20 protein-coding genes are annotated in these 21,875 nt (G+C 67.3%); 14 read left to right on the plus strand and 6 right to left on the minus strand.

Annotated features, from left to right (window positions below):
- Nucleotides 1-69 precede the first annotated feature (69 nt).
- The 4 genes from BP26_RS0123955 to BP26_RS0123970 all read left to right on the plus strand — a co-directional run bounded on the left by BP26_RS0123955 (nt 70) and on the right by BP26_RS0123970 (nt 3,624).
- A complete protein-coding gene (locus tag BP26_RS0123955) occupies nt 70-1,047 on the plus strand; it encodes a CE1 family esterase (RefSeq protein ID WP_051749384.1) in 978 nt (325 codons plus the stop codon).
- A 26-nt stretch (nt 1,048-1,073) separates the two neighbouring features.
- Nucleotides 1,074-1,664 (plus strand): DUF4126 domain-containing protein, encoded by a 591-nt coding sequence (locus BP26_RS0123960; RefSeq protein ID WP_051749386.1) that lies wholly within the window; start codon nt 1,074-1,076, stop codon nt 1,662-1,664.
- Nucleotides 1,665-1,853: 189 nt separating this feature from the next.
- On the plus strand, nt 1,854-2,972 hold the full coding sequence (locus tag BP26_RS0123965; protein ID WP_084183399.1) for a dipeptidase: 1,119 nt from the start codon (nt 1,854-1,856) through the stop codon (nt 2,970-2,972).
- Between the two features lie 211 nt (nt 2,973-3,183).
- A complete protein-coding gene (locus tag BP26_RS0123970) occupies nt 3,184-3,624 on the plus strand; it encodes a globin family protein (protein ID WP_051749388.1) in 441 nt (146 codons plus the stop codon).
- 45 nt (nt 3,625-3,669) lie between these two features.
- Here the strand turns inward: BP26_RS0123970 and mrdA are convergent, their stop codons facing one another.
- Entirely contained in the window at nt 3,670-5,742 is a 2,073-nt protein-coding gene (gene mrdA / locus BP26_RS0123975) for a penicillin-binding protein 2 (RefSeq protein ID WP_084183400.1), read from the minus strand.
- A gap of 118 nt (nt 5,743-5,860) precedes the next feature.
- Nucleotides 5,861-6,619 carry a hypothetical protein gene (locus BP26_RS0123980; RefSeq protein WP_029923079.1) on the minus strand — a complete coding sequence of 253 codons (759 nt, stop codon included), beginning with the start codon at nt 6,617-6,619 and terminating at the stop codon, nt 5,861-5,863.
- 178 nt (nt 6,620-6,797) lie between these two features.
- Here BP26_RS0123980 and BP26_RS0123985 point away from each other — a divergent pair, with 178 nt between their 5' ends.
- On the plus strand, nt 6,798-7,394 hold the full coding sequence (locus BP26_RS0123985; RefSeq protein ID WP_029923080.1) for a hypothetical protein: 597 nt from the start codon (nt 6,798-6,800) through the stop codon (nt 7,392-7,394).
- Between the two features lie 6 nt (nt 7,395-7,400).
- Here the strand turns inward: BP26_RS0123985 and BP26_RS0123990 are convergent, their stop codons facing one another.
- Nucleotides 7,401-7,739 carry a hypothetical protein gene (locus BP26_RS0123990; RefSeq protein ID WP_029923081.1) on the minus strand — a complete coding sequence of 113 codons (339 nt, stop codon included), beginning with the start codon at nt 7,737-7,739 and terminating at the stop codon, nt 7,401-7,403.
- A 193-nt stretch (nt 7,740-7,932) separates the two neighbouring features.
- On the opposite strand from BP26_RS0123990, the gene BP26_RS0123995 reads away from it, so the two are divergent.
- The 5 genes from BP26_RS0123995 to BP26_RS0124015 are packed head-to-tail and all read left to right on the plus strand — an operon-like array spanning nt 7,933 to nt 12,883.
- A complete protein-coding gene (locus BP26_RS0123995; protein WP_051749390.1) occupies nt 7,933-8,475 on the plus strand; it encodes a MarR family winged helix-turn-helix transcriptional regulator in 543 nt (180 codons plus the stop codon).
- Nucleotides 8,472-8,756, plus strand: coding sequence for a hypothetical protein (locus BP26_RS0124000; RefSeq protein ID WP_029923083.1), 285 nt, complete (start codon nt 8,472-8,474; stop codon nt 8,754-8,756). The genes BP26_RS0123995 and BP26_RS0124000 overlap by 4 nt, the downstream gene beginning before the upstream one ends.
- A complete protein-coding gene (locus BP26_RS0124005; RefSeq protein ID WP_029923084.1) occupies nt 8,753-9,841 on the plus strand; it encodes an HlyD family secretion protein in 1,089 nt (362 codons plus the stop codon). Before BP26_RS0124000 ends, BP26_RS0124005 begins: the two co-directional genes overlap by 4 nt.
- Before the next feature lie 59 nt (nt 9,842-9,900).
- Complete coding sequence (locus BP26_RS0124010) at nt 9,901-11,388, plus strand: DHA2 family efflux MFS transporter permease subunit (RefSeq protein WP_051749392.1); 1,488 nt, start codon at nt 9,901-9,903, stop codon at nt 11,386-11,388.
- 7 nt (nt 11,389-11,395) lie between these two features.
- Complete coding sequence (locus tag BP26_RS0124015; RefSeq protein WP_051749394.1) at nt 11,396-12,883, plus strand: efflux transporter outer membrane subunit; 1,488 nt, start codon at nt 11,396-11,398, stop codon at nt 12,881-12,883.
- A gap of 22 nt (nt 12,884-12,905) precedes the next feature.
- Here BP26_RS0124015 and BP26_RS0124020 read toward each other — a convergent pair whose 3' ends face one another.
- Nucleotides 12,906-13,469, minus strand: coding sequence for a DUF6891 domain-containing protein (locus tag BP26_RS0124020; protein WP_051749397.1), 564 nt, complete (start codon nt 13,467-13,469; stop codon nt 12,906-12,908).
- 401 nt (nt 13,470-13,870) lie between these two features.
- Between BP26_RS0124020 and BP26_RS0124025 the strand changes: the two genes are divergently transcribed.
- Nucleotides 13,871-14,758 (plus strand): 4-hydroxy-tetrahydrodipicolinate synthase family protein, encoded by an 888-nt coding sequence (locus BP26_RS0124025; protein WP_029923088.1) that lies wholly within the window; start codon nt 13,871-13,873, stop codon nt 14,756-14,758.
- A gap of 21 nt (nt 14,759-14,779) precedes the next feature.
- Here BP26_RS0124025 and BP26_RS30235 read toward each other — a convergent pair whose 3' ends face one another.
- Nucleotides 14,780-15,205: a carboxypeptidase-like regulatory domain-containing protein gene (locus tag BP26_RS30235; protein ID WP_169740775.1), complete on the minus strand. Its 426-nt coding sequence runs from the start codon at nt 15,203-15,205 to the stop codon at nt 14,780-14,782.
- A gap of 120 nt (nt 15,206-15,325) precedes the next feature.
- Here BP26_RS30235 and BP26_RS30240 point away from each other — a divergent pair, with 120 nt between their 5' ends.
- The 3 genes from BP26_RS30240 to BP26_RS0124045 all read left to right on the plus strand — a co-directional run bounded on the left by BP26_RS30240 (nt 15,326) and on the right by BP26_RS0124045 (nt 20,310).
- Entirely contained in the window at nt 15,326-16,015 is a 690-nt protein-coding gene (locus BP26_RS30240; protein WP_029923090.1) for a head GIN domain-containing protein, read from the plus strand.
- Between the two features lie 361 nt (nt 16,016-16,376).
- Nucleotides 16,377-18,950: a pyridoxal-phosphate dependent enzyme gene (locus BP26_RS0124040; RefSeq protein ID WP_169740776.1), complete on the plus strand. Its 2,574-nt coding sequence runs from the start codon at nt 16,377-16,379 to the stop codon at nt 18,948-18,950.
- 247 nt (nt 18,951-19,197) lie between these two features.
- A complete protein-coding gene (locus tag BP26_RS0124045; protein WP_169740777.1) occupies nt 19,198-20,310 on the plus strand; it encodes an alpha/beta hydrolase family protein in 1,113 nt (370 codons plus the stop codon).
- 68 nt (nt 20,311-20,378) lie between these two features.
- On the opposite strand, the gene BP26_RS0124050 is transcribed toward BP26_RS0124045, so the two are convergent.
- Entirely contained in the window at nt 20,379-21,776 is a 1,398-nt protein-coding gene (locus tag BP26_RS0124050) for an MFS transporter (protein WP_029923093.1), read from the minus strand.
- Between the last annotated feature and the right edge of the window lie 99 nt (nt 21,777-21,875).

Consider the following 21,875-nt stretch of genomic DNA (forward strand, 5'->3'; position numbering starts at 1 on the left):
CGGCTGGAGGGTTGAATAAGCTGCCGCTTTGTACCCATGCTCTCCGCCACCAGACCAGGGAAGCTCGCCATGATCCGCAGCACCATGATCCGCTCCTTCTGCTGCGCCGCCGCAGCCCTGCTGGGCATTGCCACCGGATCAGCCCAGGCTGCCCTGCAGCAGCAGCTCAGCATCAGCACGCCCAGTGGCACACGCGACTATATCCTGGCCAAATCCCCGAACATTGCCGCCGGCCCGCGCCCCCTGGTGATCATCCTGCACGGCCATATCGGCACCGCCGCGAATGCGCTCGGCGGCGGCAAGACGCCCTCGCCGCTGTCGGCCTGGCTCAACATCGCCGATCGTGAACAACTGCTGGTGGTGGCGCTGCAAGGTCTCAAGGGCAGCGACAACCACACCGGCTGGCATGACTGCCGTCTCGACGCCACCGAGGATCCCACTGCTGACGACGTCGGCTTCGTCGAACGCGTGGTCAACGGCCTGGTGCAGGCCGGCCGCGCCGATCCCCACCGCATCTATGTGATGGGCATGTCCAACGGCGGCATGATGGCCTATCGCCTTGCGCTCGAGATGCACCCGACGCCGGCCGCCATCGCCGGCGTCTCGTCCAGCATGGCCAGCCAGACCGCCTGCGGCCAGACGCCGCCGAAGGTGTCTGTGCTATTGATCAACGGCACCGATGATCCCATCGTCCCCTACGGCGGCGGCAAGGTGGGGCTGCGTGGCTACAAGACCGGCACGGTGATCGGCGCCGAGGCCACGCGCGATTTCTGGCTGCATACCGATGGCCTCGCCGACGTGCCCGGCATCGCTTACAGCTTCCCGCACCTGTCTTCTTCGGATACCACCCGCGCCAGCAAGGTCACTTATGGTCCCAACAGCGGGCCGCAGGTGGAAATGGTCACCATCCAGAACGGCGGCCATATCGAACCCAGCCTGATCTACCACTATGGCTGGCTCTATCACCAACTCGTCGGCACCCAGAACAGCGATTTCGAAAGCGCCGAGGAAGCCTGGTCCTTCTTCAAGGACAAGCGCAGCAAGTAATTTCCGGATCGTCACCACGACACCGCATGGACGCAGCCACGCAATACGCCCTGGCCTATGCGCTCAGTACCAGCGCCGGCCTGCGCGGCATCCTGACGCTGGCCGTGGTCTCGATCGCCGTGCAGCTGGGCATCCTGCATCCACCGGCCGCGTTCGCCTGGCTCGGCTCCGGCCCGGTGACGCTGGCGCTGGCCGCGGTGGCGCTGGTGGAGATCCTCGGCGACAAGATCCCGGTGCTGGATCATGCCTTCCACGTCGTACAGACCATCCTCAAGCCCGCCGCCGCGGCGATCCTCGTCGGCGGCATCGTGCACACCCGGAACACGCCCGAGCTCTATGGCCTGATGGCCTTGGGCGCGCTGAACGCACTGGGCGTGCACGCCGCGTCCGCCGCCGCCCGCGGCGCTTCCACCGCGCTGACCGGAGGTATCGCCAATCCGGTCCTCAGCCTGCTGGAGGACGGCGTGTCGGCGGTGATGATCGCTTTCGCCTTCCTGGCACCGCTGCTAGGCACGGTACTGGCGATTCTGCTCACCGTGCTGGTGGTCCGTGCCGCACGCAAAATCCTGGCGCAGCGCAAGGCCCGCGGCGAACTGCCGCAGCCGGACGGATACTGAAACGCGCGAGGGCCACTACGCGACTTGCCGTGGATGAAACGCGTTCGATGCCGGAAATCCGACCGGCAGGTGGTCACCCTGTAATCCAATTGGCCCGGAGAAGCATCCAACCTGGACGCGGACTGGAGTCCATGCCGGGAGCATGGACGGCCACGCCCTTCCTGAAATCAAAAAAAAAGAGCCTCCGACATGAATGCATCCTGGACCCGCCGCGACTTCCTCAGCCTGTCGGGAGGCGCACTGCTCGCCTCCGGCGTGGCCCCGCTGTCGGGGGCGGCCGCAGGCAAGGCGGGTAACGCCGAGGTCTACCGCAAGGCCTTCGTGCTGGACTGCAACACCCTCGCTTCGATCGGCAGCTTTTCCGAAAGCGACATCCCCGAAATCAAGCAACTCCTGCGCGACTCCGGCGTCAACGTGGTCAAGAGCACGCTGGGCGGCGGCGGGGGCAACTTCGAAGCCACGGTCGCCGATATCGCCGCGGCCCAGGGGCTGATGGAGCGCCACCCGGAACTGTTCATCAAGGCCACCGGCATCGCCGATCTGGATCGCGCCAAACGCGAGGGCAAGCTGGCGGTGATCTTTTCCTTCGAAGCGGCCAGCATGCTGGAGGACAAGCTCGACCGCATCGAACTGTTCCGCGGCTTCGGCGTGCGGGTGATGCAGTTGTCCTACAACCGCAAGTCGCCGTTCGGCTGCGGCTGCCTGGATGGCGATACCGATGGCGTGACCGAACTCGGGAAGCAGGCCATCGCCAAGATGAATGCGCTGGGCGTCGCGCTCGACCTCAGCCACGCCAACACCCGCACCACCGCCGACGGCATCGCCCTGTCGACGAAGCCGCCGCTGATCACCCATGCCGGCTGCCGCAGCGTCTTCGCCCATCCGCGCAACAAGGAAGACCGGGAGATGAAGGCGCTGGCCGACAAGGGCGGCGTCATGGGCATCTACATGCTGCCCTTCCTGACCGAGGACACCCGGCAGCCGATGCTGGAAGACTACATGCGGCATATGCTGCATGCGCTCCAGGTCTGCGGCGAGGATCACGTCGGCATCGGCACCGACGTGCCGTTCTTCACCGTCAGCGCGAGCGACCTGGAAGAGATGAAGCGGGACGAGGCGGAGCGCCAGGCCAAGGGCATCGCCGCACCCGGCGAAAACCGGCCGCCCTACATTCCGGATCTGAACATGCCGCGCAAGCTGGAAAAAGTGTCGGATGCGCTGCTTGCGCACGGCTACGGCAGCGCCGCTGTGGACAAGGTGCTGGGGCTGAATTTCCGCCGCGCCTTCAAGGACATCTGGGCGGTTTGAGCGCGGGGGAACGGCAGGGTCGCCAAGCGGAGGGGTGGTGACTCCGGCGTCCGCTCGCACCATTCTGGTTCATCGCCGCAAACATGCATCCATGACGAAGCAACGGACGTAAACTAAGATGCGGCCCGACGATGCGCCGCAATGGCCCGACGACGCGCCATCAAGGAATTCCGGATCGTTTCCGGTCCACCTGTTTCGCTGGAGGCTACCCATGAACCGCACCCTTAAAACCTTGACCCTGCTGGCGCCTGCCGCCCTGCTGCTGGCCGCGACCGCGCACGCCGAGGTCACCTACGGCGGCGTTCCCGCCGATGCCTACAACCGTTTTGGCAGCAAGGCCGCCATGGACGTGTGGGCACAGGACCTGAACTATTACGTTCAGGGCGACAACCGCATCAACCGCATTTTCGGCTTCAACGGCGACACCGCGCGCCAGAAGGCCTTGCAGGACGATCTCGAAACGCTGGTACTGACCGGCACCGTCGACCAGGATCTGGGCACCAAGTACGGCCTGTCCCTGACCAAGACCGAGTACAACGCGGTGATCGAGAACGCTTACCTCGCCTGCGAGGCCTCACACACCCGCTACCACGTGTGCAACCGTATCGTCGCCGCACTGGCGCCGTTCGAGCGCTCGGCGGTCAAGCGCTGAGACCATCTCTGCGCCAGGCGCACTGGGGTATCCGGCGCAGGACAGTTAATTAGGCGGTACCGGCGCCGCATCCGTGGGTACCGGTGCCGGCGCACCGGCGCTGTCGTCGGCAGTGCCGTCGTCGTCGGTCTCCGCCGGCACGCTGTCCTGCGGCGTGACCACGCCCTTGGCCTGCGGCGGGTGGTACAGCACCTTGCCGAGCAGGTACTGGTCGATCATCTGGCGCGCCACCGGCGCGGCCGAGGTAGCGCCCCAGCCGGCGTGCTCGGCTACCACCGCCACCACGATCTGCGGATCCTCCACCGGGGCGAAGGCGATGAACAGGGCGTGGTCGCGCAGCTGCTTGGCGACCGTGTCCAGCTTCGGCGCATAGGTTTCATCCTGCTTCAGCCCCGCCACCTGCGCCGTGCCGGTCTTGCCGGCCGAGGTGTAGGGCGCGTCCTTGAACACGTTGTAGGCGGTGCCGGTAGGGGTCTGCGTCACCATCGACATGCCCTTGATCACCCGCGCGTAGACGCTTTCCTCGATATCCTTGATCGGCGTCAGCGCTTCCGGCCGCACTTCCCGCGTATTGCCGGTGAGCGGATCCTTCATCGCATGCACCATATGCAGCTTGTAGCCGCCGCCGTGCATGGCCAGGCGCGCCACCGCCTGTGCCAGCTCCACCGGCGTCACCGTGAAGTAGCCCTGGCCGACGCCCATGTTGACGGTTTCGCCCAGGTACCAGCTGTCGTGGTGGACGCGACGCTTCCATTCGCGTGTCGGCAGGATGCCGGCCTTCTCGTTGGGAATGTCGATGCCGGTGGATTTGCCGAAACCGAATTGCGCCAGCACCTCGTCGATGCGATCGATGCCGAGGTTGACCGCGGCCTGGTAGAAATAGACGTCGCAGGACTGGGCGATGGCCTGGTCCAGGGCCAGCCAGCCGTGGCCGGTGCGCTTGTCGCAGCGGTATTTGCGCGACACGCCCGGCAGCTGGAAATAGCCGGGATCGAAGATCGCCTTTTCCGGGTTGATGGTGCCGTAGTGCAGGCCGCCGATGGCGAGGAAGGGCTTGATGGTCGAGCCGGAAGGATAGGTGCCGAGCAGGGCGCGGTTGTAGAGCGGCCGCGATGGATCCTCCAGCAGGGCGTGGTAGGTGTCGTTGTCGATGCCTTCCACGAACGGCGCCGGCGTAAAGCCGGGCTTGCTCACCAGGGCCAGCACCTCGCCGGTCTTGGGGTCGATCGCCACCGCCGCGCCGTCGAGGTCGCCGAAGGCCTGCTCGCCCACGGCCTGCAGCTTGGCGTCGATGGACAGGTACAGGTCTTCGCCCGGGTTGCCGGAATGGTAGTCCAGCTCGCGCAGCGGCCGGCCGCCGGCATTGGCTTCGATCACCTTGTTGCCCGGCAGGCCGCGCAGATCGTCCTCGTGGCTGCGCTCGATGCCGGCCTTGCCGATCTGGGTCAGTCCCTGGTACTCGTCTTCCTTCAGGTTGGCGTAGTCCGCGTCCGAGATGCCGCCGACGTAGCCGATCAGGTGCGAGGTCACGTCCGCCATCGGGTAGTCGCGCGACAGCTGGGCGCTGACGTCGACGCCGGTGTACTCGTAGCGGCGCACCTCGTAGCGCGCCACTTCCTCCATCGACAGGTGGGTGCGCAGCGGTACGGCGTTGTAGCGCTGGGTCTTGTGCATGCGGTCCTTGAAGCGCGCGATGTCGCGGTCGCTCAGTTGCAGCACTTCGCCCAGCCGGGCCAGGGTGTTGTCCAGGCCCTTGACCTTCTCCGGGGTGATTTCCAGCACGAAGCTCGGCTGGTTCTGCGCCAGCAGGGCGCCGTTGCGGTCGTAGATCAGGCCGCGCACCGGCGCCACCGGGATCAGGCGCATGCGGTTTTCGTCGGCACGGGTGACGTAGTAGTCGTGCTGCACCAGCTGGATCTGCGTCAGCCGCGCCAGCAGCAGGCCGGCCAGCACCACCACGAACAGGCCGGCCACCACGACGCGCCGGGTGAAGGAGCGCTTCTCCTCGAAGATGTCCTTGACCGACTCGAACGTCTCGGGCAGGCCGAACCCCGCCTGCGGCCCGCGCCCGATCTGCGAAGTGCCGGAACCGCGGCCCGGGGGAATCCTTGAACTCATCTATTGCCTGTCGATACGTTGCCGGTCACCGCACTGCAGCTCCCGCAGGAAAATCGTTGGTGAAGCACCATGGACCGCATGGCTGCTGCCGCAGTTCTCGCGGGGCAAGCCGGTCCGCTCATGCCGGCTTCTTGCGGCTGCGGATGCGCAGCAGCCAAGCCGCCGCGCCGCCGATGAAGACCCCCAGGGCCGTGCGCCGGAGCGCCATGCGCCAGTCGAAGCCCGCCGCGGCCGGTGCGGGAGCAGGAGCGTGCGCGGCAGCCGGGGACGGCTGGTAAGCGAGGGCCGCGGACGGCGTGGCCGAGGCGACGATCTGGCGGAACAGCGGCAGGTAGGTGTCGAACGAGGCGTCCAGGGCATAGCAATGCAATTGCAGCGCGCCGTTCTGCGTCGGGATCAGGCCGGACAGGCCGTGAATGGTGCCGACGCCGGGTACCTCGGACTGCGAGCTGAGCCAGATCACCCCGACCTTCTCGTCGTACTGCATGTGGCCCAGCGAAACACCGGATACCAGGGCCTTGAGGACATCGGTCTTGCCGTCGAGCGCGGCGCCCAGATCGAGCTTCGGCAGTTTCTGCAATTGCTCCGGCGGGATCCGGCCCTTGTCGGTGAGCTGGACCAGGATGTACGGGTATTCCATCGTCTTGTTGGCGGCAAGCTGGAAGCCGTAGTCGTATCTGGGAATCACCGCGTTCGGTACCGTCCGCGCGATCTTGTCGCGCGCGGCGGCCAGCGCGTCCTGCGGCATCTCCACCCAGCCGTCCGGCAGCGCCACGGAGAATTCCGGCTTCTGCACCACGACGTCGGCATAACACTCGGGAGCCGCTGTAGCCAGCGCCAGCAGGCACAGCACCGCGGCCTTCACATGACGAATCATCCACACTCCTGGAAATCGCACCGGCCAGGTGCGTGCATCAATCGGGTTCGACCATCCGGGCAGCCAGGCCGGCGAGTCAGCTTATATCACCGATTCCCTGTGCGGCTTACGGTAGCGGGGGCGGCGCGCCACGAATAGCCAGCGGCTAAACTGCCGCATCGCACGAACCGGGAATCCGATGAAGATTTTACGCGCCTTTGCCCTGGCGCTGGGCGTTTTCTGCGCCGCCTGCTCGACGCATCCCGTCACGCCGGCCGCGGACGGCGGCGCGGCGCAGGCCGCCGCCGACATGCCGCACTACTCGGCGCAGGAGCGGAACAGCCTGTATGGCTGTTCGGCCCTGACCGACAGCGCCATGATCATCGCCGAGATGAAGCAGAAAGGCGCGGCGATCCAGGACGTCAAGGCCTTCTTCGCCGAGCGGCCGAATGCGCAGCTCACCCTGGCCACCGCCGACCGGGTTTACGACGACAGGATCGGCAATGTCTGGGATTACGCCGTGGTCTTCTTCGGCGACTGCGCCACGCGCGTTTCCCGGGTGCCGCGGGACCGCTCCGGGCCGGCCGGTTTCTGCATGCTCAACAGCATGATCGCCGCCAACGCCCAGGCTTCGAAAGCGGCGGGCGTGCCGATCGAAAAGGTGGACCAGTATTTCTCGCGTTTCCCCGGCGAACTGCCCAAGGCGATCATCGGCAAGGTCTATGCGCAGTCGCAGACCCGCGCCGAAGCCCATGCCGAGGCCTGGAACGCCTGCATGGCGCCGATTTCGGGCTAGGGAACCTTAGCGGGCATCGATGCAGTGGAACGCCGTTTCCCCGAAATGGGCTTCGCAGGCGCTGATCCCCGGCGTCGGCCAGCTCGGCGCGTAGTTGAACACCAGTGAACTGCGCTTGGTCGAGTAGTTGAGCTCGGGCTGCTCCGGCAGGGCGGCGATGTAGCGCGGTACCAGGGCCCGCAGCGTGGCCGGCACGCGGTGGTTGACCTGGACATAGTGATTCAGCGCCGCCAGCACCGCCGTGGCGTTCTGCATCAACACATCCCCCTGCGGATCGTGTCCCGCCGGCCAGACCGAGCAGGCGCACAGCAGCGCGGCCAGCCATACCGTAGCAACAACCTTCATCGGCTATCCCCCGTGGCGATGCTCGAACGGCTTCGCTTGTCCCGTGCGGGTATTGCACCACCAAACCACCCCCGGCGGAAACCGGCTTTGCACTTGCCGGGCCCCCGCCCGCATTCCTGTGTAAATAGGCTCACATTATTTAATATCATATGATATTATCTCTCCCGTTTTCATCTTGGCGGCGGCTCATCCCATGGATCGTTTGCGCAATTTCGGCTTTCTGCTCAAGGACGTATCGCGCCTGTCCGGGCTCAACTTCGAGCGCGAAGCGGTCGGCCTGAACCTGACGCTGGCCCAGTGCAAGGTGCTGATCTACCTGCAGCAGAACGAGGGCATCAGCCAGGTGCGCCTGGCCGAGCTCACCGATATCGACCCGATGACCCTGGTGCGCAACCTCGACCGCCTGGAGCGTGACGGCCTGATCGAGCGCCGGCAGGATCCGGCGGACCGCCGTGCGCGGCGCCTGTTCATGACGGCGGCCGCGCAGCCGGTGCTGCTGGAGATCTGGCGCATCGCCGCCCGCGCCCGCGCCGCAGCGCTGGCCGGATTGTCTGCGGCGGAGCAGAACCTGCTGGTGGGGCTGCTGGAAAAGGTCCACGCCAACCTGACCACGCTGCTGCCCGGCGCCGAAGCCGGCGCCCCGCCCTGCCCGCCGGATCTGTCCGACGACCCGGCCCCGCCATCCACTCCCGAACTCCCGGCCGCAGCCGGCAGCAGCAAGAAGGCATCCCGATGAGCACAGCAACTCCCGTCAACGATTTCCACGCCGGCAGCGGCAAGCCGCAGCACCTGGCCGCCATGCTCGGCGGCATGCTGGTGGTCGCCGCCGCCGCGCTGTATGTCTGGTTCACCGGCGGTCGCTCGCTCTCCGCCGATGTCGATGCCATCCGGCGCTTCGTCGGCCGCGCCCGCGTCGCCGCCCTGGCCGCATTCTCCGGCACCACAGCGGACACCGCTTCCCACTCCACTTCCGCACTCTCAGCCGCCCGCTGCGGCCACAGAAAGGTATCCCGATGAGCGCAATCAGTCCCACTGCCGGCGGCGTCCCGGCCGGCACCATCAAGTCCCGCGCCGAACGGCTGCGCCTGCCGCTGATGATCGGCGGCGTGCTGGTGGTCATTATCGGCACCCTGTATTTCTGGCTCACCGGCGGCCGCTACATGTCCACCGACGACGCCTATGTGCAGGCGGCGCGCGCTTCCATCAGCAGCAACGTCGCCGGCCAGGTGGCGGAGGTGGCGGTGCGCGATAACCAGCGGGTGCATCGCGGCGACCTGCTGTTCCGGCTGGACGACCAGCCCTACCGCATCGCGGTGGAGGAAGCGCAGGCCAAGCTCGGCACCGCGCGGATGGAAATCATCGCCGGCAAGTCCACCTACCGCCAGCAGCTCGCCGCGCTGCGTTCGGCGCAGGACACGCTGGCCTACCAGGAGCGCGAGTACCAGCGCCAGCAGAAGCTGCTCACGTCCGGCATCTCCTCGCAGATGCAGTACGACCAGGCGCAGCATGCGCGGGACACGGCGCGGCAGCAGTTCGCCTCGGCGCAGCAGCAGGTGGCGAGCGTGCTGGCCATGCTCGCCGGCAATCCCGACATCGACCCGGACCAGCACCCCACGGTGCAGCAGGCACAGGCGGTACTGGACCGGGCCAAGCTGAACCTGGCCTATACCCGCATCGTGGCGCCGGACGACGGCATCGTCACCAAGGTCGAGCAGTTGCAGGTGGGCGACTACATCAATGCCGCCAACCCGGTGTTCGCCCTGATCTCGACCCGCGATGTCTGGATCGAAGCCAACTTCAAGGAAGACCAGCTCACCCATATGCGCGCCGGGCAGACCGCCACGGTGGACATCGACACCTATTCCGGCAAAACCTTCAAGGCGCATGTGATCAGCATCGCCCCCGGCACCGGCTCGCAGTTCTCGGCGCTACCGCCCGAGAACGCCACCGGCAACTGGGTCAAGGTGGTGCAGCGCCTGCCGGTGCGGCTTGAGCTCGAGAACGCGGATGCGGACCTGCCGCTGCATTCCGGCCTCAGCGCCACGGTCGAGGTGGACACCGGCCACCGCCGCAGCCTGTTCGGCGCACACGCGGCGCAGTGAGCCAGACCGTGTCGGCCACCACTACAGCGGCGCCGGAGCGGCCCCCGCTGAATCGAACCATGATCACCCTGACGGTGATGCTGACTTCGATCCTGCAGACGCTGGACAACACCATCGCCAACGTGGCCCTGCCGAAGATGCAGGGCTCGCTGTCGGCGACCCAGGACCAGATGACCTGGGTGCTGACCTCGTACATCGTCGCCGCCGCCATCATGACGCCGCTGACCGGCTGGCTCGCCGGACAGTTCGGGCGCCGGCGGCTGTTCCTGGCCTCGGTGGTCGGCTTCACCATCACTTCGATGTTCTGCGGGCTGGCGCAGACGCTGCCGCAGATCGTGCTGTTCCGCTTCCTGCAGGGCCTGGCCGGCGCGGCGCTGGTGCCGATGTCGCAGGCGGTGCTGTTCGACATCAACCCGCCGGAGAACCACGGCAAGGCCATGGCCGCCTGGGGCCAGGGCGTACTGCTCGGGCCGATGCTCGGCCCTATCCTCGGCGGCTGGCTCACCGACAACTACAGCTGGCGCTGGGTGTTCTACATCAACGTGCCGCTGGGAATCCTCGCCTTCGTCGGCCTGCTGGCGTTCCTGCCGGAAGGCGAGACGCGCCGCTCGCGCTTCGACTTCTTCGGCTTCGCCCTGCTCAGCATCGCCATCGCCGCGCTGCAGCTGGTGCTCGACCGCGGCCCGCTGAAGGACTGGTTCGGCTCCAATGAAATCTGGATCGAGGCCACTGTCGCCGGGCTCGCCTTCTACCTGTTCATGGTGCACAGCGCCACCAGCCCCAATCCCTTCATCCGGCCTTCGCTGTTCAAGGACCGCAACTTCCTTACCGGCAACGTCTTCATCTTCGTCGTCGGCATCGTGCTGTTCGCCACGCTGGCCTTGTTGCCGCCATTGCTGCAGAACCTGATGAATTACCCGGTGTACCAGGCCGGCCTGCTCACCGCGCCGCGCAGCCTCGGTTCGCTCGCCGCCATGCTCATCGTCGGCCGCATGGTGGGGAAATTCGATGCGCGCCTGATCATCGGCATCGGCTTCGGCCTCACCGCGCTGTCACTCTGGCTGATGACGCGCTTCGACATCCAGATGAACGGCGTGCCGGTATTCTGGTCCGGCGTGTTCCAGGGTCTCGGCACCGGCATCGCCTATGTGCCGATGGCGGCGATGACCTTCGCCACGCTGTCGCCGCAGCTGCGCAACGAAGGCACCGCCCTGTTCAGCCTGACCCGCAACATCGGCAGCAGCGTCGGCATCTCGGTGGTGCAGGCCCTGCTGGTCAGCAATACCCAGGTGGTGCATGCCGCCCTGGCCGAGCACGTCTCGCCCTACAACCTCGCCGCGCGCAATCCCGAACTGCTGGCGCAGATCACCAGCCACACCGGCGCCGCCGCCTTCAACGGCGCGCTGACCGCGCAGGCCACCATGATCGCCTACATCGACGACTTCCAGTTGATGTTCATCCTCACGCTGCTGGCGATGCCGTTGTTGCTGCTGGTGCGCGCCGCCAAATCAGCACCCAAGGACGCGCCGCATGTCGCCGCCGAATGAGTTCCCCATGAAATCCCGCACCAGCCTCATCATCGCTACGCGCGGCACGATCTTCATCGCCGCCGCCCTGCTCGCCGCCTGCACCGTCGGGCCGGACTACCAGCGCCCGCAAGCGCCGGACACCCGGGCGTATACCAATGAAACGCTGGCCGGCTTGCAGGACGGCAGCGGCCAGCACCTGGCGCCGGGACAGGACCCTGATGCGCAGTGGTGGACCGGTTTCCACTCCGCCGAGCTGGATGCAACCATGCGGCAGGCCGTCGCCGGCAACCACGGCCTCGCCGCCGCCCAGGCGACGCTGGCGCAGGCGCGCGAAACGGTGAATGCCGCCGCCGGCGCCCTGTATCCGCAGGTCGGCCTCGACGCCGGTGCCGGCCGCCAGAAGTATGGCGCGCAGTTCAGCGGCCCCGAGACCTTTCCCATCTTCAACTACTACTCGGTGGGCCCCAGCGTCAGCTACCTGGTCGACTATACCGGCGGCCAGCGCCGCGCCGTGGAGCAGCAGCGGGCCCAGGCCGATTACCAGGCCTTCCAGTTGCAGGCCGCCTACCTCAGCCTCACCGGCAATGTCGCCCAGCAGGCCCTGGCCATCGCCTCGGCACGGGCGCAGATCGCGGCGGCGGAACAGCTGCTGGAAGAAGACCGCAAGAACCTGTCGCTGGTGCAGAGCGCGTTCGCCGCCGGCTCGGTGACGCGCGTCGACGTGCTCAGCGCGCAGAGCCAGCTCGCCAATGACCAGACCCTGCTGCCGCCGCTGCGTCAACAACTCAGCGTGGCGCGTCATGCCCTGTCGATTCTGGCCGGCAAGGCGCCGGCGGACTGGGCGCCGCCCGACTTCGAACTCGACCAGTTGCAGCTGCCACAAGCCCTGCCGCTGAGCCTGCCTTCGGAACTGGCGCACCGCCGGCCGGACATCCTGGCCGCGGAAGCGCAGCTGCACGCCGCCACCGCCGCCGTGGGAGTGGCGACCTCCAACCTGTATCCGCAGATCAACCTCACCGCCTCGGTGGGTCAGCAGTCGACCACGCTGTCGCACCTGTTCGATGCCTCCAGTACCGCCTGGGGCGTGGCCGCGGGTCTCACCGCGCCGCTGTTCGACGGCGGCACCTTGCGGGCGCAGCGCCGCGGGGCGCAGGACGCGGCCAAGGCCGCGCTCGACACCTATGAGCAGACCGTGTTGCAGTCTTTCGGCCAGGTCGCCGACGTGCTGACCGCACTGGATCACGATGCCGAACAGCTCGACGCGCAGAAGAATGCCCTGGACTCCGCCGAAGCCAGCCTGGGGCTGACGCGGCAGAGCTATGCTGTGGGCAATGTCGGCGTGCTGCAGGTGCTGGACGCGGAGCGGCAGTACCAGCAGGCCCGGCTCGGCTATGTCCGCGCCCAGGCGCAACGCTACCAGGATACGGCGCAGCTGTTCCTCGCGCTGGGCGGCAATGCCGAGTGGCAGCCCGCGCAGGTGGTGGAGCAGACGCCGCCCGCCGCACAGCCTTGAAGACGGGCGCTATGCCGCCGCGTCAGGGCACATAGCGCCGCCGCCACTCGATCTCCGGCAGCTCGATCCGTTCGGCGATGGTGCCGGACCAGGTGACCGCCAGGCCGTGGCGATGCAGCACCTCGACGATGCGCTCGCCGATTTCCTCGCCCTTGAGGTCGGTGCCGAGGATGTCGCCGAAGGTCAGCAGCAGGCCCTCGCCATCGACCGCGCGCTCCAGATCCTGGCCGTGGTAGAAGCAATAACCTTCCACCGCGGACTCTTCCCCGCCGAGTTCCTGGTAGACCTCGGTCACGTCCTCGATGCCTTCGTCCTGGGTGAAGCCGGCGTTCTGCAGGGCGATGATGCCGCTTTCGTTGAGTTCGTCGAAGGCGCGATCGAGCTTGTCGCAGTCGGTCACCAGAGGCCAGGCGCGCTCCACCGCCAGCTTGCGCGCGAATTCCTCATCGATCTGGCGCTCGACCCACTCGGGTTCGATCTCGCCCGGCTCGAAGATCTCTTCCAGCACGATATCCCGCACCATCGGGGCATCGTAAAAGCCGGACCACACCAGTCGACGGATTTCCGTCGCCGCGTATTCACTCATTGCCAATCCGTCCCCGGCGCTCCGCGCCGCTAACCAGCGACCATCAGCGGCATAGTAGAGCGCAAGCGGCATCATTGCGAATCGGACTTGCGATCCCGGGCCGGAATCCGGCGCCATCCTCTTTCCCCTCGGTGGAACGCATTCGTTGTTTGACGGGCTTTCCTCGCTGTCCGATACTGCGCACGCAATGAGCCCTATCGCCGCCAACAGGTTTTCCGCCAGCCGCATCCACGGCACCATGGCGCGCGCGCAGAGCAAAAAACACACGCTCACCTGACCGGGGCGTGTGTCCCGTCAGGCGAGCTGACGGGATCGCGCGCAATACCGGTTGCACCTCGCATTCTCCAGTCCGCAAGCCTGACCGCACCGACGGTCTGACTTTGTTCCACTGGAGAATCGGAATGACAAGCTTTTCAGGTATCTGGGTGCCGCTGGTGACTCCGTTCCACCGCGACGGCGCCATCAATCACGCCGCACTGCGCATGCTAGCTGCGCACCTTGCACCGCAGGTGTCGGGGCTGGTGGTCTGCGGCTCCACCGGCGAAGCCCATGCGCTGGATGAGGAGGAGCAACTGGCCGTGCTCGACACGGTGCTGCAGGCCGCGCCCGGCACGCCGGTGGTCATGGGCGTCGGCGGCCCGCACCGGCCGCGCCTGCATGCGCAGCTGGCCAGCCTGCGCAGCCGCCCGCTGGCCGGGCTATTGGTACCCCCGCCCTACTATGTGCGCCCGTCGCAGGCCGCCATCGCCGATTACTTCCTCGATCTGGCCGATCATGCGCACTGTCCGCTGATCGCCTACAACATACCCTACCGTACCGGTGTGGCGATGGAGTTCGACACCTTCGAGCGCATCGCCACCCATCCCAATATCCAGGCGGTGAAGGACTGCGGCGGCAGCGCCGGGCTGACGCTCGATCTCATCACCCGCACCCGCCTGCAGATTCTCGCCGGTGAAGACGGCAACATCCTGACCACGCTTTGCGCCGGCGGCAGCGGCGCCATCACCGCCGCGGCGCACATCTTCCCGCGGCGCTATACCGAGGTATACGAAGCGATAGGCGCGCAACGGCTGCAGCGGGCACGCGCGATCTTCCACTGGCTGTGGCCGCTGATCCAGCTGCTGTTCGCCGAGCCCAACCCGGCCGGCATCAAGGCCGCGCTGGCGCAACAGGGATTGATCGAAGACGTCTGCCGCGCCCCGATACACGGCGCCTCGCCGGCATTGCGGGCGCAACTCGCCGCGATGCTGGAAGCGCTGGGACAGGACACTGCCGCAGTTCCCGCGTAATGGGAATCCGCAAGACGCGCTTCAGCGCCGCTCGCAGTAATGCACATCCGCGGCGCTGCCGCGCGGTTGCGCCAGATCGCAATCCAGCGGCAGCAGCGGCGGCGGGAAGCCGTCCTCGTTCTGCGTCAGGCCCGGATAGTCCTGGCCGCCATCGCTCAGCTCGAGCACGTAGCCGTAGGAAGCGTCGTGCAGCAGCGAGGTGGTCATGGCCAGTTCCGACAGCGGCCCCAGTTCGAAATGTCCGTCCAGGCCGGTGGTAGCGACAGCCACCTGCTCGGTGCCGGTGGCGCGCAGACGCAATTGCGTCCCCGCCACCGGTTCGCCGCCGCGGGTCACCGTGCCGCTGATGCGCGGCGCCAGGTATACCCGGTGCGGCGCCGGCAGGCAGGCCGACACGGACAAGGCCAGCGACAGCGACCACAGCATCCGCACCCTGGGCATGTTCACTCCCGACTCGCTCTGCGGCGAGGGCTGATGCCGCAGCTTACATGGCGGACCGGACCGACGGCTAAACGCCAGGCGTCCGCGGCGCGTCCAACAGGCAAATACCAGAACGAGATTCCCGCCATGCCGCAGCAATCCTTCGCCGCCCTCGCCGCCTCGCTGCTGTCGGCCGCCCTGCTGGCCGGGCCGGCGCAAGCCGGCCAGCATGCCTCCCTCACGCTGGGCGACGGCCCGGTGGTCGCCGGCTCCGGCAACATCGTCAGCCAGTCGCGCCAGACCGGTGCCTTCGACTCCGTACAGACCAAGGGCGCGGTGGACCTGGACATCGTCATCGGCGCGCAGACCGCCGTCGCGGTGGATATGGACGACAACCTGCAAGCCCTGATCCGCACCGAGGTCCATGGCAGGACCCTGCTCATCGACAGCAAGGGCAGCTGGAGCGCCGACCGCGACCCGCACGTGCGGATCGTCCTGCCCGCGCTGTCCGCCGTGGACATGGAAGGCAGCGGCAACGCCGCGCTGAAAGGCCTCAACGGCGGCGAGTTGGCGCTGCGCGTCGACGGCTCCGGCGACATCGACGCCAGCGGCCATGTCGCAAGTCTCGCCGTACTGGTCAACGGTTCCGGTAACGCGCGGCTCGGCCCGCTGCGGGCCGATACCGCAGAAGTCAGGATCAACGGCAGCGGCGACGTGACGGTCAACGCGGTGCAGACCCTCGAGGCCAGCGTCTACGGCAGCGGCGACATCCACTACCGCGGCGACCCCAAGGTCACCAGCCGGCTCCACGGCAACGGATCGGTGGAGAAACAGTAACCCGCGGGCGTCCATAAAACCGCGGCGCGCCAGCGATGGGCGCCGCTTCAGGCGCAAGGCCTGTCGACGGAAAACACCACCTCCAGCACGAGGCCACCCGAGCCGCCAGGCCAGCCGGATCTGTCGCCTGCCGTGCCCGCTCGCGTCGGCACCCACCGCCCTATGAACCTGCCCGGGCCCGCAGCGGCACCTGCCCCCATGCAGTTCCTGTTTCCGCAACCGGCGCCCGGCAGCAGCCTCCCGGAGCGTGGGCGAAACATACCATTCGCCGCCCACTTGACCAAATTTTTCATAAACTTGCACCATATATACAAACCCGATGGCCCGGGCGCGGCGCAAAACAGGTCTGTTCGAGGTGGCGATGCTTCAAGAAACGCGCGAGCTCATGGCACCTTGCGGTTCGTGGTCGTTCCAGCGCATCACCGGCCTGCTGGGCGGCCTTGTCCTGGTGCTGGCGAGCCCCGCCGCACCGGCGCTGGGGTTCGGCGAGCTCCTGTCGCAATCGCCCCTGAACAGTCCGCTGGACGTGGTGTTTCCGGTGATGCTCGACGCCGACACGACGCAACTGCCCACCGTCAGCGTCGCCGGGGATGCGACCTACACCGCGCTCGGCACCCGCCGCCCCGATCTGCTCGACAGCGTGCGGATCACGCTGGAGCCAGCCGGCGCGCAGGTGCTGGTCCATGTACGCACCGAGCAGCGGATTCTCGAACCCTACATTCCACTGATCGTGCAGGTGGCCCTGCCGTCGGGCGTGCTGCGCCATCGCTACGACCTGCTGCTCGATCCGAGCGTATCCGACACGGAACACGCCGCCGCGCAAACGCCCACCGGGCAGCCATCCTCCGCCCCGGCAACGGCCGCAATCACCGCAATCCCGCCCGCCACGATTGCGTCCGCGACACCGCCGCCGGCACAAGCCGCCGGCAGCGCGCCGGCGCCCGCCGCTCACGCGGGCGGCAACCATTCGCACCCGCTCGCGGCGACGGTGGTGCCGGTCATTCCGGCCTGCGTCGCGCCCACAGCCTCCCCCGCCGCGCCGCCGAATTCGCCGGCCCTGTTCCGCCTCGACTCGGGGCTGCATATGCCGGTGCCGCGGGCCATCGAACCGGTTCCGGGACCGCAATCACAGCCGCCATCGGCAGCATCGCCGCCGCAACAGCCGCCGCCCGGCGACAGCACCGCGCAGGCGCCGCCGGCTGTCGCCACGACAGCCGCCACCCTGAAGAACGCGACCACCTCACCTACTGCCACTCCCGAAGCGAAGCAATCCGGCGGATTCCCCTGGCTTGACCCGTTCATCGCGCTACTGCTGCTTGGTGGCGGGTATGCCTGGTACACGGGGAAATTCCAGACCCTGCTTCCGTCCCGACGCCGCAATGCCGGGACGCCCGAGGGGCGGCCGCAGCGCCAGATATCCAAGCCACCGGCGGCACCTGGCACTATGCCGGGCCCGGTCACGGCCAGCCCGCCCCGGGCCGACGGCGGCAGCACCCCCACTACCGCTACGGCCGCCGATGACCGTATCGAATACATTCCTTTCGTCGCCTCTCCGCCCGCCGCGCCGGCACCGCCACCACAGGAACGCAGCCGTCACGAAGGCATCGAGGTGATCGATGCTTCCGGCTTCTACGACGATATCGCCCTGTTGCTGGAAAGCACCCTGGCGCGCGAACCCAGGCGCCTGGATCTGTACCAGAAACTGATCGAGGTCTATGTCGCGGGCGGCAAGCCGCAGCAGGGCCTGCGCATCAAGCAGCAGCTCGAAGCCTTGCGCAGCGATACCGGCGTGTCCGGCATCGATAACGGCGAATGGCAGCGCGTGCTGCAGCAAGCCGAAGAGCTCCTGTCGCGGGAACCCGCGGCGGCGCCGGCCGTGGCCGGCATCGAAAACCCAACTGCCGGCGCGCGCTGGAGCCGCTACTACGAAGGCGCCGAATTCGAATCGCTGGGGGAGCACCTGGCGCCGGTCCGCGAGGCCTACGCCGCATTCCGCCGCGACCCGATGCTGCAGCAGACCTTCATCGACCTGATCAACGAAGAGGTGGGCCGCCCCACGCCGCTGCAGCCGGCGCTGCAGTTCAGCAGCAGCCTCGGCGGCGCGCAAATCTACTTCAAGCGCGAAGACCTGCGCCTGGCGGGCTCGGAACAGGTCATCAACCTGATCGGCCAGATGCTGCTGATGCGTTCGATGGGCAAGCTGGGCATCGTCACCGCGGCCGCCAGCGTCAAAGGCGCGCGCGCGGTCGTCAGCGCCGCGAAGGTGCTGGAAATGCCCAGTACCGTGTTCATGCCGCCCGACCAGATCAAGGCGCTGGAACCGGTGCTGCTCGAAATGGCGCAGAAGCATCATGTCGAATTCGTGCCGGCCGTCGATCCGCGCGACCTGCGCCGCGACGCGCTGACCTGCTGGCTGGAGCATCCGGACCGCCTGGGTTTCGTCACCGGGCTGCGCGCCGGACCCGATCCCTTCCCCACCATCGTGATGGACTTCGTCGCCGTGGTCGGACATGAAACGCGGCGGCAGCTGCTGCGCTACAGCAAGCGCGACCCGGCCGTGATCGTCGGCAGCGCCCTCGGCGGCTTCGCCTCGATCGGCTTCGTCAAGCCTTACCTGGAAAAATCCGCGGTCAGGATCATCATGACCGACCCTCCGGCCGGGCTGAAGCCGGGGGCAGCGGATGTGCCGCAGCCCGGCGCGGCCGGCTACGAGCTGGCCCTGCGCGAGCAGCGCTGGCTGCATGCCTCAGGCCGCGTCGAATACCTCGAAGTGGACCCCGAGAAGGCCCGGCTGGCGCGGCTGAATTGCGACCGGGTCGAGGAATTCATGCCCAAGCCCGGCGATGCGGCCGCCATCGGCATGGGACTGGAAATCGCCGCCACCCTGCCGCCCGAAGAATCGGTCGTCATCCTGCTGAGCGCCTTCGGCGCCTGAGCCTCGACAAGCGTAGCGCGGACGCCGCAGAGCGGCCGGCGATGCAACCGGACGAGCCCGCCCCCGGCACTCATCGTCTGGAGCCGGGCCGGAAGCCGCCATCCAGTAGCCGCGGTGCTGCCCTGCGTCGCGACCATCCGCCCCGGCTCCCCCTTCGGCGATGCGTGAACCCGGCCGCCCGGCTGTGGCATTCTTGGCCGGCGGCATTTCCATAAAACAAAAGCACAACCGGTTCAGAGGAGCGGGCATGAAATTCAGGACACTCGGGGGCGTATTGTCCCTGGCAGCTGTTTCCCTTGCGGGGGCGGGTCTTTCCGCTTGCGGCGGCAGCGGTAGCGATGGTGGCGGCAGTTCATCCCCGGCACAGGCGGCCGCGGCTTCCACCGGCCCCGGCGCCACCGACACCAAGAACTGCGCCGTGCCTTACGGTGATGCGCCGGCGGCTGTATCCACGATAACTTCCGGCAGCGGCGCCGGCGCCGTGGCGGACCTGCTCAACGTCCTCAACCAGTGCGCCACGGTCGGCGGTGAAACGCTGAAGTGGACCGACGCCAAGAACGAGGCGCGCACCGCCTGCCTGTTCGTGCCGCCGAACGCCAGCAAGACCACGCAGCTGCCGCTGCTGGTGTTCCTGCAGGGTTCGCTGTTCCCGGCACCGCCGCAGCTGATCCTCAGCGACTGGATTCCGCTGAGCAAGACCGCCGATCTCACCGGCGATACCAAGCGGCCCGGCTTCATCCTGCTGCTGCCGATCGGCCGCAACACCCACCACTTCTATCCCTTCCCGGACAACTATGCCCTGGGCTGGGACAACTGGTATCGCAACCTCGACCGCAGCAGCCCGGACCTCAACCTCGATGTCGCCGCGATCGACCAGTTCGTATCCCAGGTGCAGGGACGCGGCATCGTCGACAACGATCGCGTCTACGCCACCGGCTGGTCCAACGGCGCCGCCCTGGCCGAGCTGTATGCGCTGAACACGCCCTCCATCGCCGCCGCCGCGGTGTACTCCGCGCCGGCCCCCTTCAGCGACGTGCAGGATCCCTGCTACCAGACGCCCTTCGCCACCACCATGACGCCGATCATGGACATCCACAACGCCTGCGACATCATCGGCACCTGCCAGACCTCCACCCAGTTCCACAAGGACCTGGCGCAGCTCTTCCCCAAGCTGCAGCAGAACGTGGTGATCGTGGATTCCAACAAGCAGGTGGTGCAGTCCTGCAACGCCGCCTGCGCCAGCCAGACCATCGCAGGCGATCCGGCGGGCAACCTCAATCACCTGATCTGGCCGCAGGTGCAGAACAACGCGATGTTCACCTGGCTGCGCGAGCACCCGCTCAGCGCCAAGCAGCAGTAGCCGGGACGTTTTTGCGGAGGCTTGCCGGGTGCAGGCCTCCGCGATCCAAATCCCTCAATAAGCCGGGCTCAGGGAACCGGGCTGCTATCCAGCAGCCGCGGCTGCGCGCGCGGCATTTCCCTGGTCGGGCCGCCGCGGGGCCGGGGCTGCCCGCGCGACTTCTGCACCTGCGCCAGCGCGAACAGGGCACAGGCCGAGATCAGCACCGGCACCGCCGACAGCAGGAACACGGTGGACAGCGGCAGGCTCAACGACAGGATGACGCCGCCCAGCATGGGGCCGAACATCGCGCCGAGGCGCCCCATGGCGTTGGTCCAGCCGGTGCCGGTCGAGCGCATGTAAGTGGGATAAATGGTGCCGGCGACGGCGTTGAGGCCGGTCTGGCCGCCGATGAGGAAGAAGCCGGTGCCGCCGACCAGCCCGAGCAGCAGCGCCTCCGAGCCGTTGAGATGGCCCAGCCCGATGACGCAGGGCACGCCCAGGATCAGCAGCCCCGCCAGCGCCATCACGCCGACGCGGTCCACCGCATAGCCGATGAACAGGCTGCCGAAAGCGCCCAGCGCCTGCATCACGGCGGTGGCGATGATCGAGGTGGAGAGCGGCAGGCCGCCGCTGTTCAGGGCGGTGGGCAGCCAGCTGGTCATGAAATGGTGCGTCATCATGTTGCCGATGGCGCCGACCCACAGCAGGATGCTGATCAGCGCGCGGCCTTCGGTGAACAGGTGCTTCGCCGGAATACCTGGCCGCACTTCCTCTTCCGCGGCAATGGTGGTGCCCGCGGGAAATGAGAGGTCGGGGCGGATCCGGCGCAGCAGCCCGAGCGCCTGTTCCGGCCGCTTGCCGCGCAGCGCCAGGAAGCGCACCGACTCCGGCAAGGTCCCCAACAGCAGCAGGGCAACCAGCAGGGGCATCACGCCGCCGAGGATGAATACGCTCGGCCAGCCCTCCACCGGGATCATCCGGGCCGCGATGACGCCGCCGGTGGCCGAGCCGATGGTGTAGCCGATGTACAGCACGGCCACGTAGAAGGTGCGGCGCTTCGAAGGCGCGTACTCCGCCATCAGCGCCACCGCGTTCGGCACCGCGCCACCCAGGCCGATGCCGGCCAGGGTGCGCATGATCAGCAGTTCCGGAATGGTGGTGGCGAAGGAAGTGCCCAGCGTGAACAGGCCGAAGACGACCAGGCCGCCGATGATCGCCTTCTTGCGACCGACCGTATCGCCCAGGTTGCCGATGACGAAGGCGCCGATCATGAAGCCGAACATGGCCCCGCCGAACACCACGCCCAGGCCCGACTTGCTGGTATGCAGCGCCTTGATCATGGCCGGCGCGGCGTAACCCAGCACCTGCATGTCGTAGCCTTCGACGCACATGAAGCAGCACAGCAGGAGAATCAGCAGCCGCTGGAACCTGGCCGAAGCGGGATCGTCCAGCAATTCGCGCAGATTGACCACTTGCCCGGACATCGTTGCTTCCTCCAGCGGCGCGATGCTGGCGCCATTCGTTTTTATGAGTACCGTTTAGTACGTCTGTTTCGCATTTGCCGATGCGAACCGGGCAATGCG

The sequence above is a fragment of the Nevskia soli DSM 19509 genome, assembly GCF_000711955.1.
In the GTDB taxonomy this organism is placed as follows: domain Bacteria; phylum Pseudomonadota; class Gammaproteobacteria; order Nevskiales; family Nevskiaceae; genus Nevskia; species Nevskia soli.

Coding starts and splice junctions, on each gene's coding strand:
- BP26_RS0123955 (WP_051749384.1), top strand. CDS start 70: ATGATCCGCAGCACCATGATCCGCTCCTTCTGCTGCGCCGCCGCAGCC.
- BP26_RS0123960 (WP_051749386.1), top strand. CDS start 1,074: ATGGACGCAGCCACGCAATACGCCCTGGCCTATGCGCTCAGTACCAGC.
- BP26_RS0123965 (WP_084183399.1), top strand. CDS start 1,854: ATGAATGCATCCTGGACCCGCCGCGACTTCCTCAGCCTGTCGGGAGGC.
- BP26_RS0123970 (WP_051749388.1), top strand. CDS start 3,184: ATGAACCGCACCCTTAAAACCTTGACCCTGCTGGCGCCTGCCGCCCTG.
- mrdA (WP_084183400.1), bottom strand. CDS start 5,742: ATGAGTTCAAGGATTCCCCCGGGCCGCGGTTCCGGCACTTCGCAGATC.
- BP26_RS0123980 (WP_029923079.1), bottom strand. CDS start 6,619: ATGATTCGTCATGTGAAGGCCGCGGTGCTGTGCCTGCTGGCGCTGGCT.
- BP26_RS0123985 (WP_029923080.1), top strand. CDS start 6,798: ATGAAGATTTTACGCGCCTTTGCCCTGGCGCTGGGCGTTTTCTGCGCC.
- BP26_RS0123990 (WP_029923081.1), bottom strand. CDS start 7,739: ATGAAGGTTGTTGCTACGGTATGGCTGGCCGCGCTGCTGTGCGCCTGC.
- BP26_RS0123995 (WP_051749390.1), top strand. CDS start 7,933: ATGGATCGTTTGCGCAATTTCGGCTTTCTGCTCAAGGACGTATCGCGC.
- BP26_RS0124000 (WP_029923083.1), top strand. CDS start 8,472: ATGAGCACAGCAACTCCCGTCAACGATTTCCACGCCGGCAGCGGCAAG.
- BP26_RS0124005 (WP_029923084.1), top strand. CDS start 8,753: ATGAGCGCAATCAGTCCCACTGCCGGCGGCGTCCCGGCCGGCACCATC.
- BP26_RS0124010 (WP_051749392.1), top strand. CDS start 9,901: ATGATCACCCTGACGGTGATGCTGACTTCGATCCTGCAGACGCTGGAC.
- BP26_RS0124015 (WP_051749394.1), top strand. CDS start 11,396: ATGAAATCCCGCACCAGCCTCATCATCGCTACGCGCGGCACGATCTTC.
- BP26_RS0124020 (WP_051749397.1), bottom strand. CDS start 13,469: ATGAGTGAATACGCGGCGACGGAAATCCGTCGACTGGTGTGGTCCGGC.
- BP26_RS0124025 (WP_029923088.1), top strand. CDS start 13,871: ATGACAAGCTTTTCAGGTATCTGGGTGCCGCTGGTGACTCCGTTCCAC.
- BP26_RS30240 (WP_029923090.1), top strand. CDS start 15,326: ATGCCGCAGCAATCCTTCGCCGCCCTCGCCGCCTCGCTGCTGTCGGCC.
- BP26_RS0124040 (WP_169740776.1), top strand. CDS start 16,377: ATGCTTCAAGAAACGCGCGAGCTCATGGCACCTTGCGGTTCGTGGTCG.
- BP26_RS0124045 (WP_169740777.1), top strand. CDS start 19,198: ATGAAATTCAGGACACTCGGGGGCGTATTGTCCCTGGCAGCTGTTTCC.
- BP26_RS0124050 (WP_029923093.1), bottom strand. CDS start 21,776: ATGTCCGGGCAAGTGGTCAATCTGCGCGAATTGCTGGACGATCCCGCT.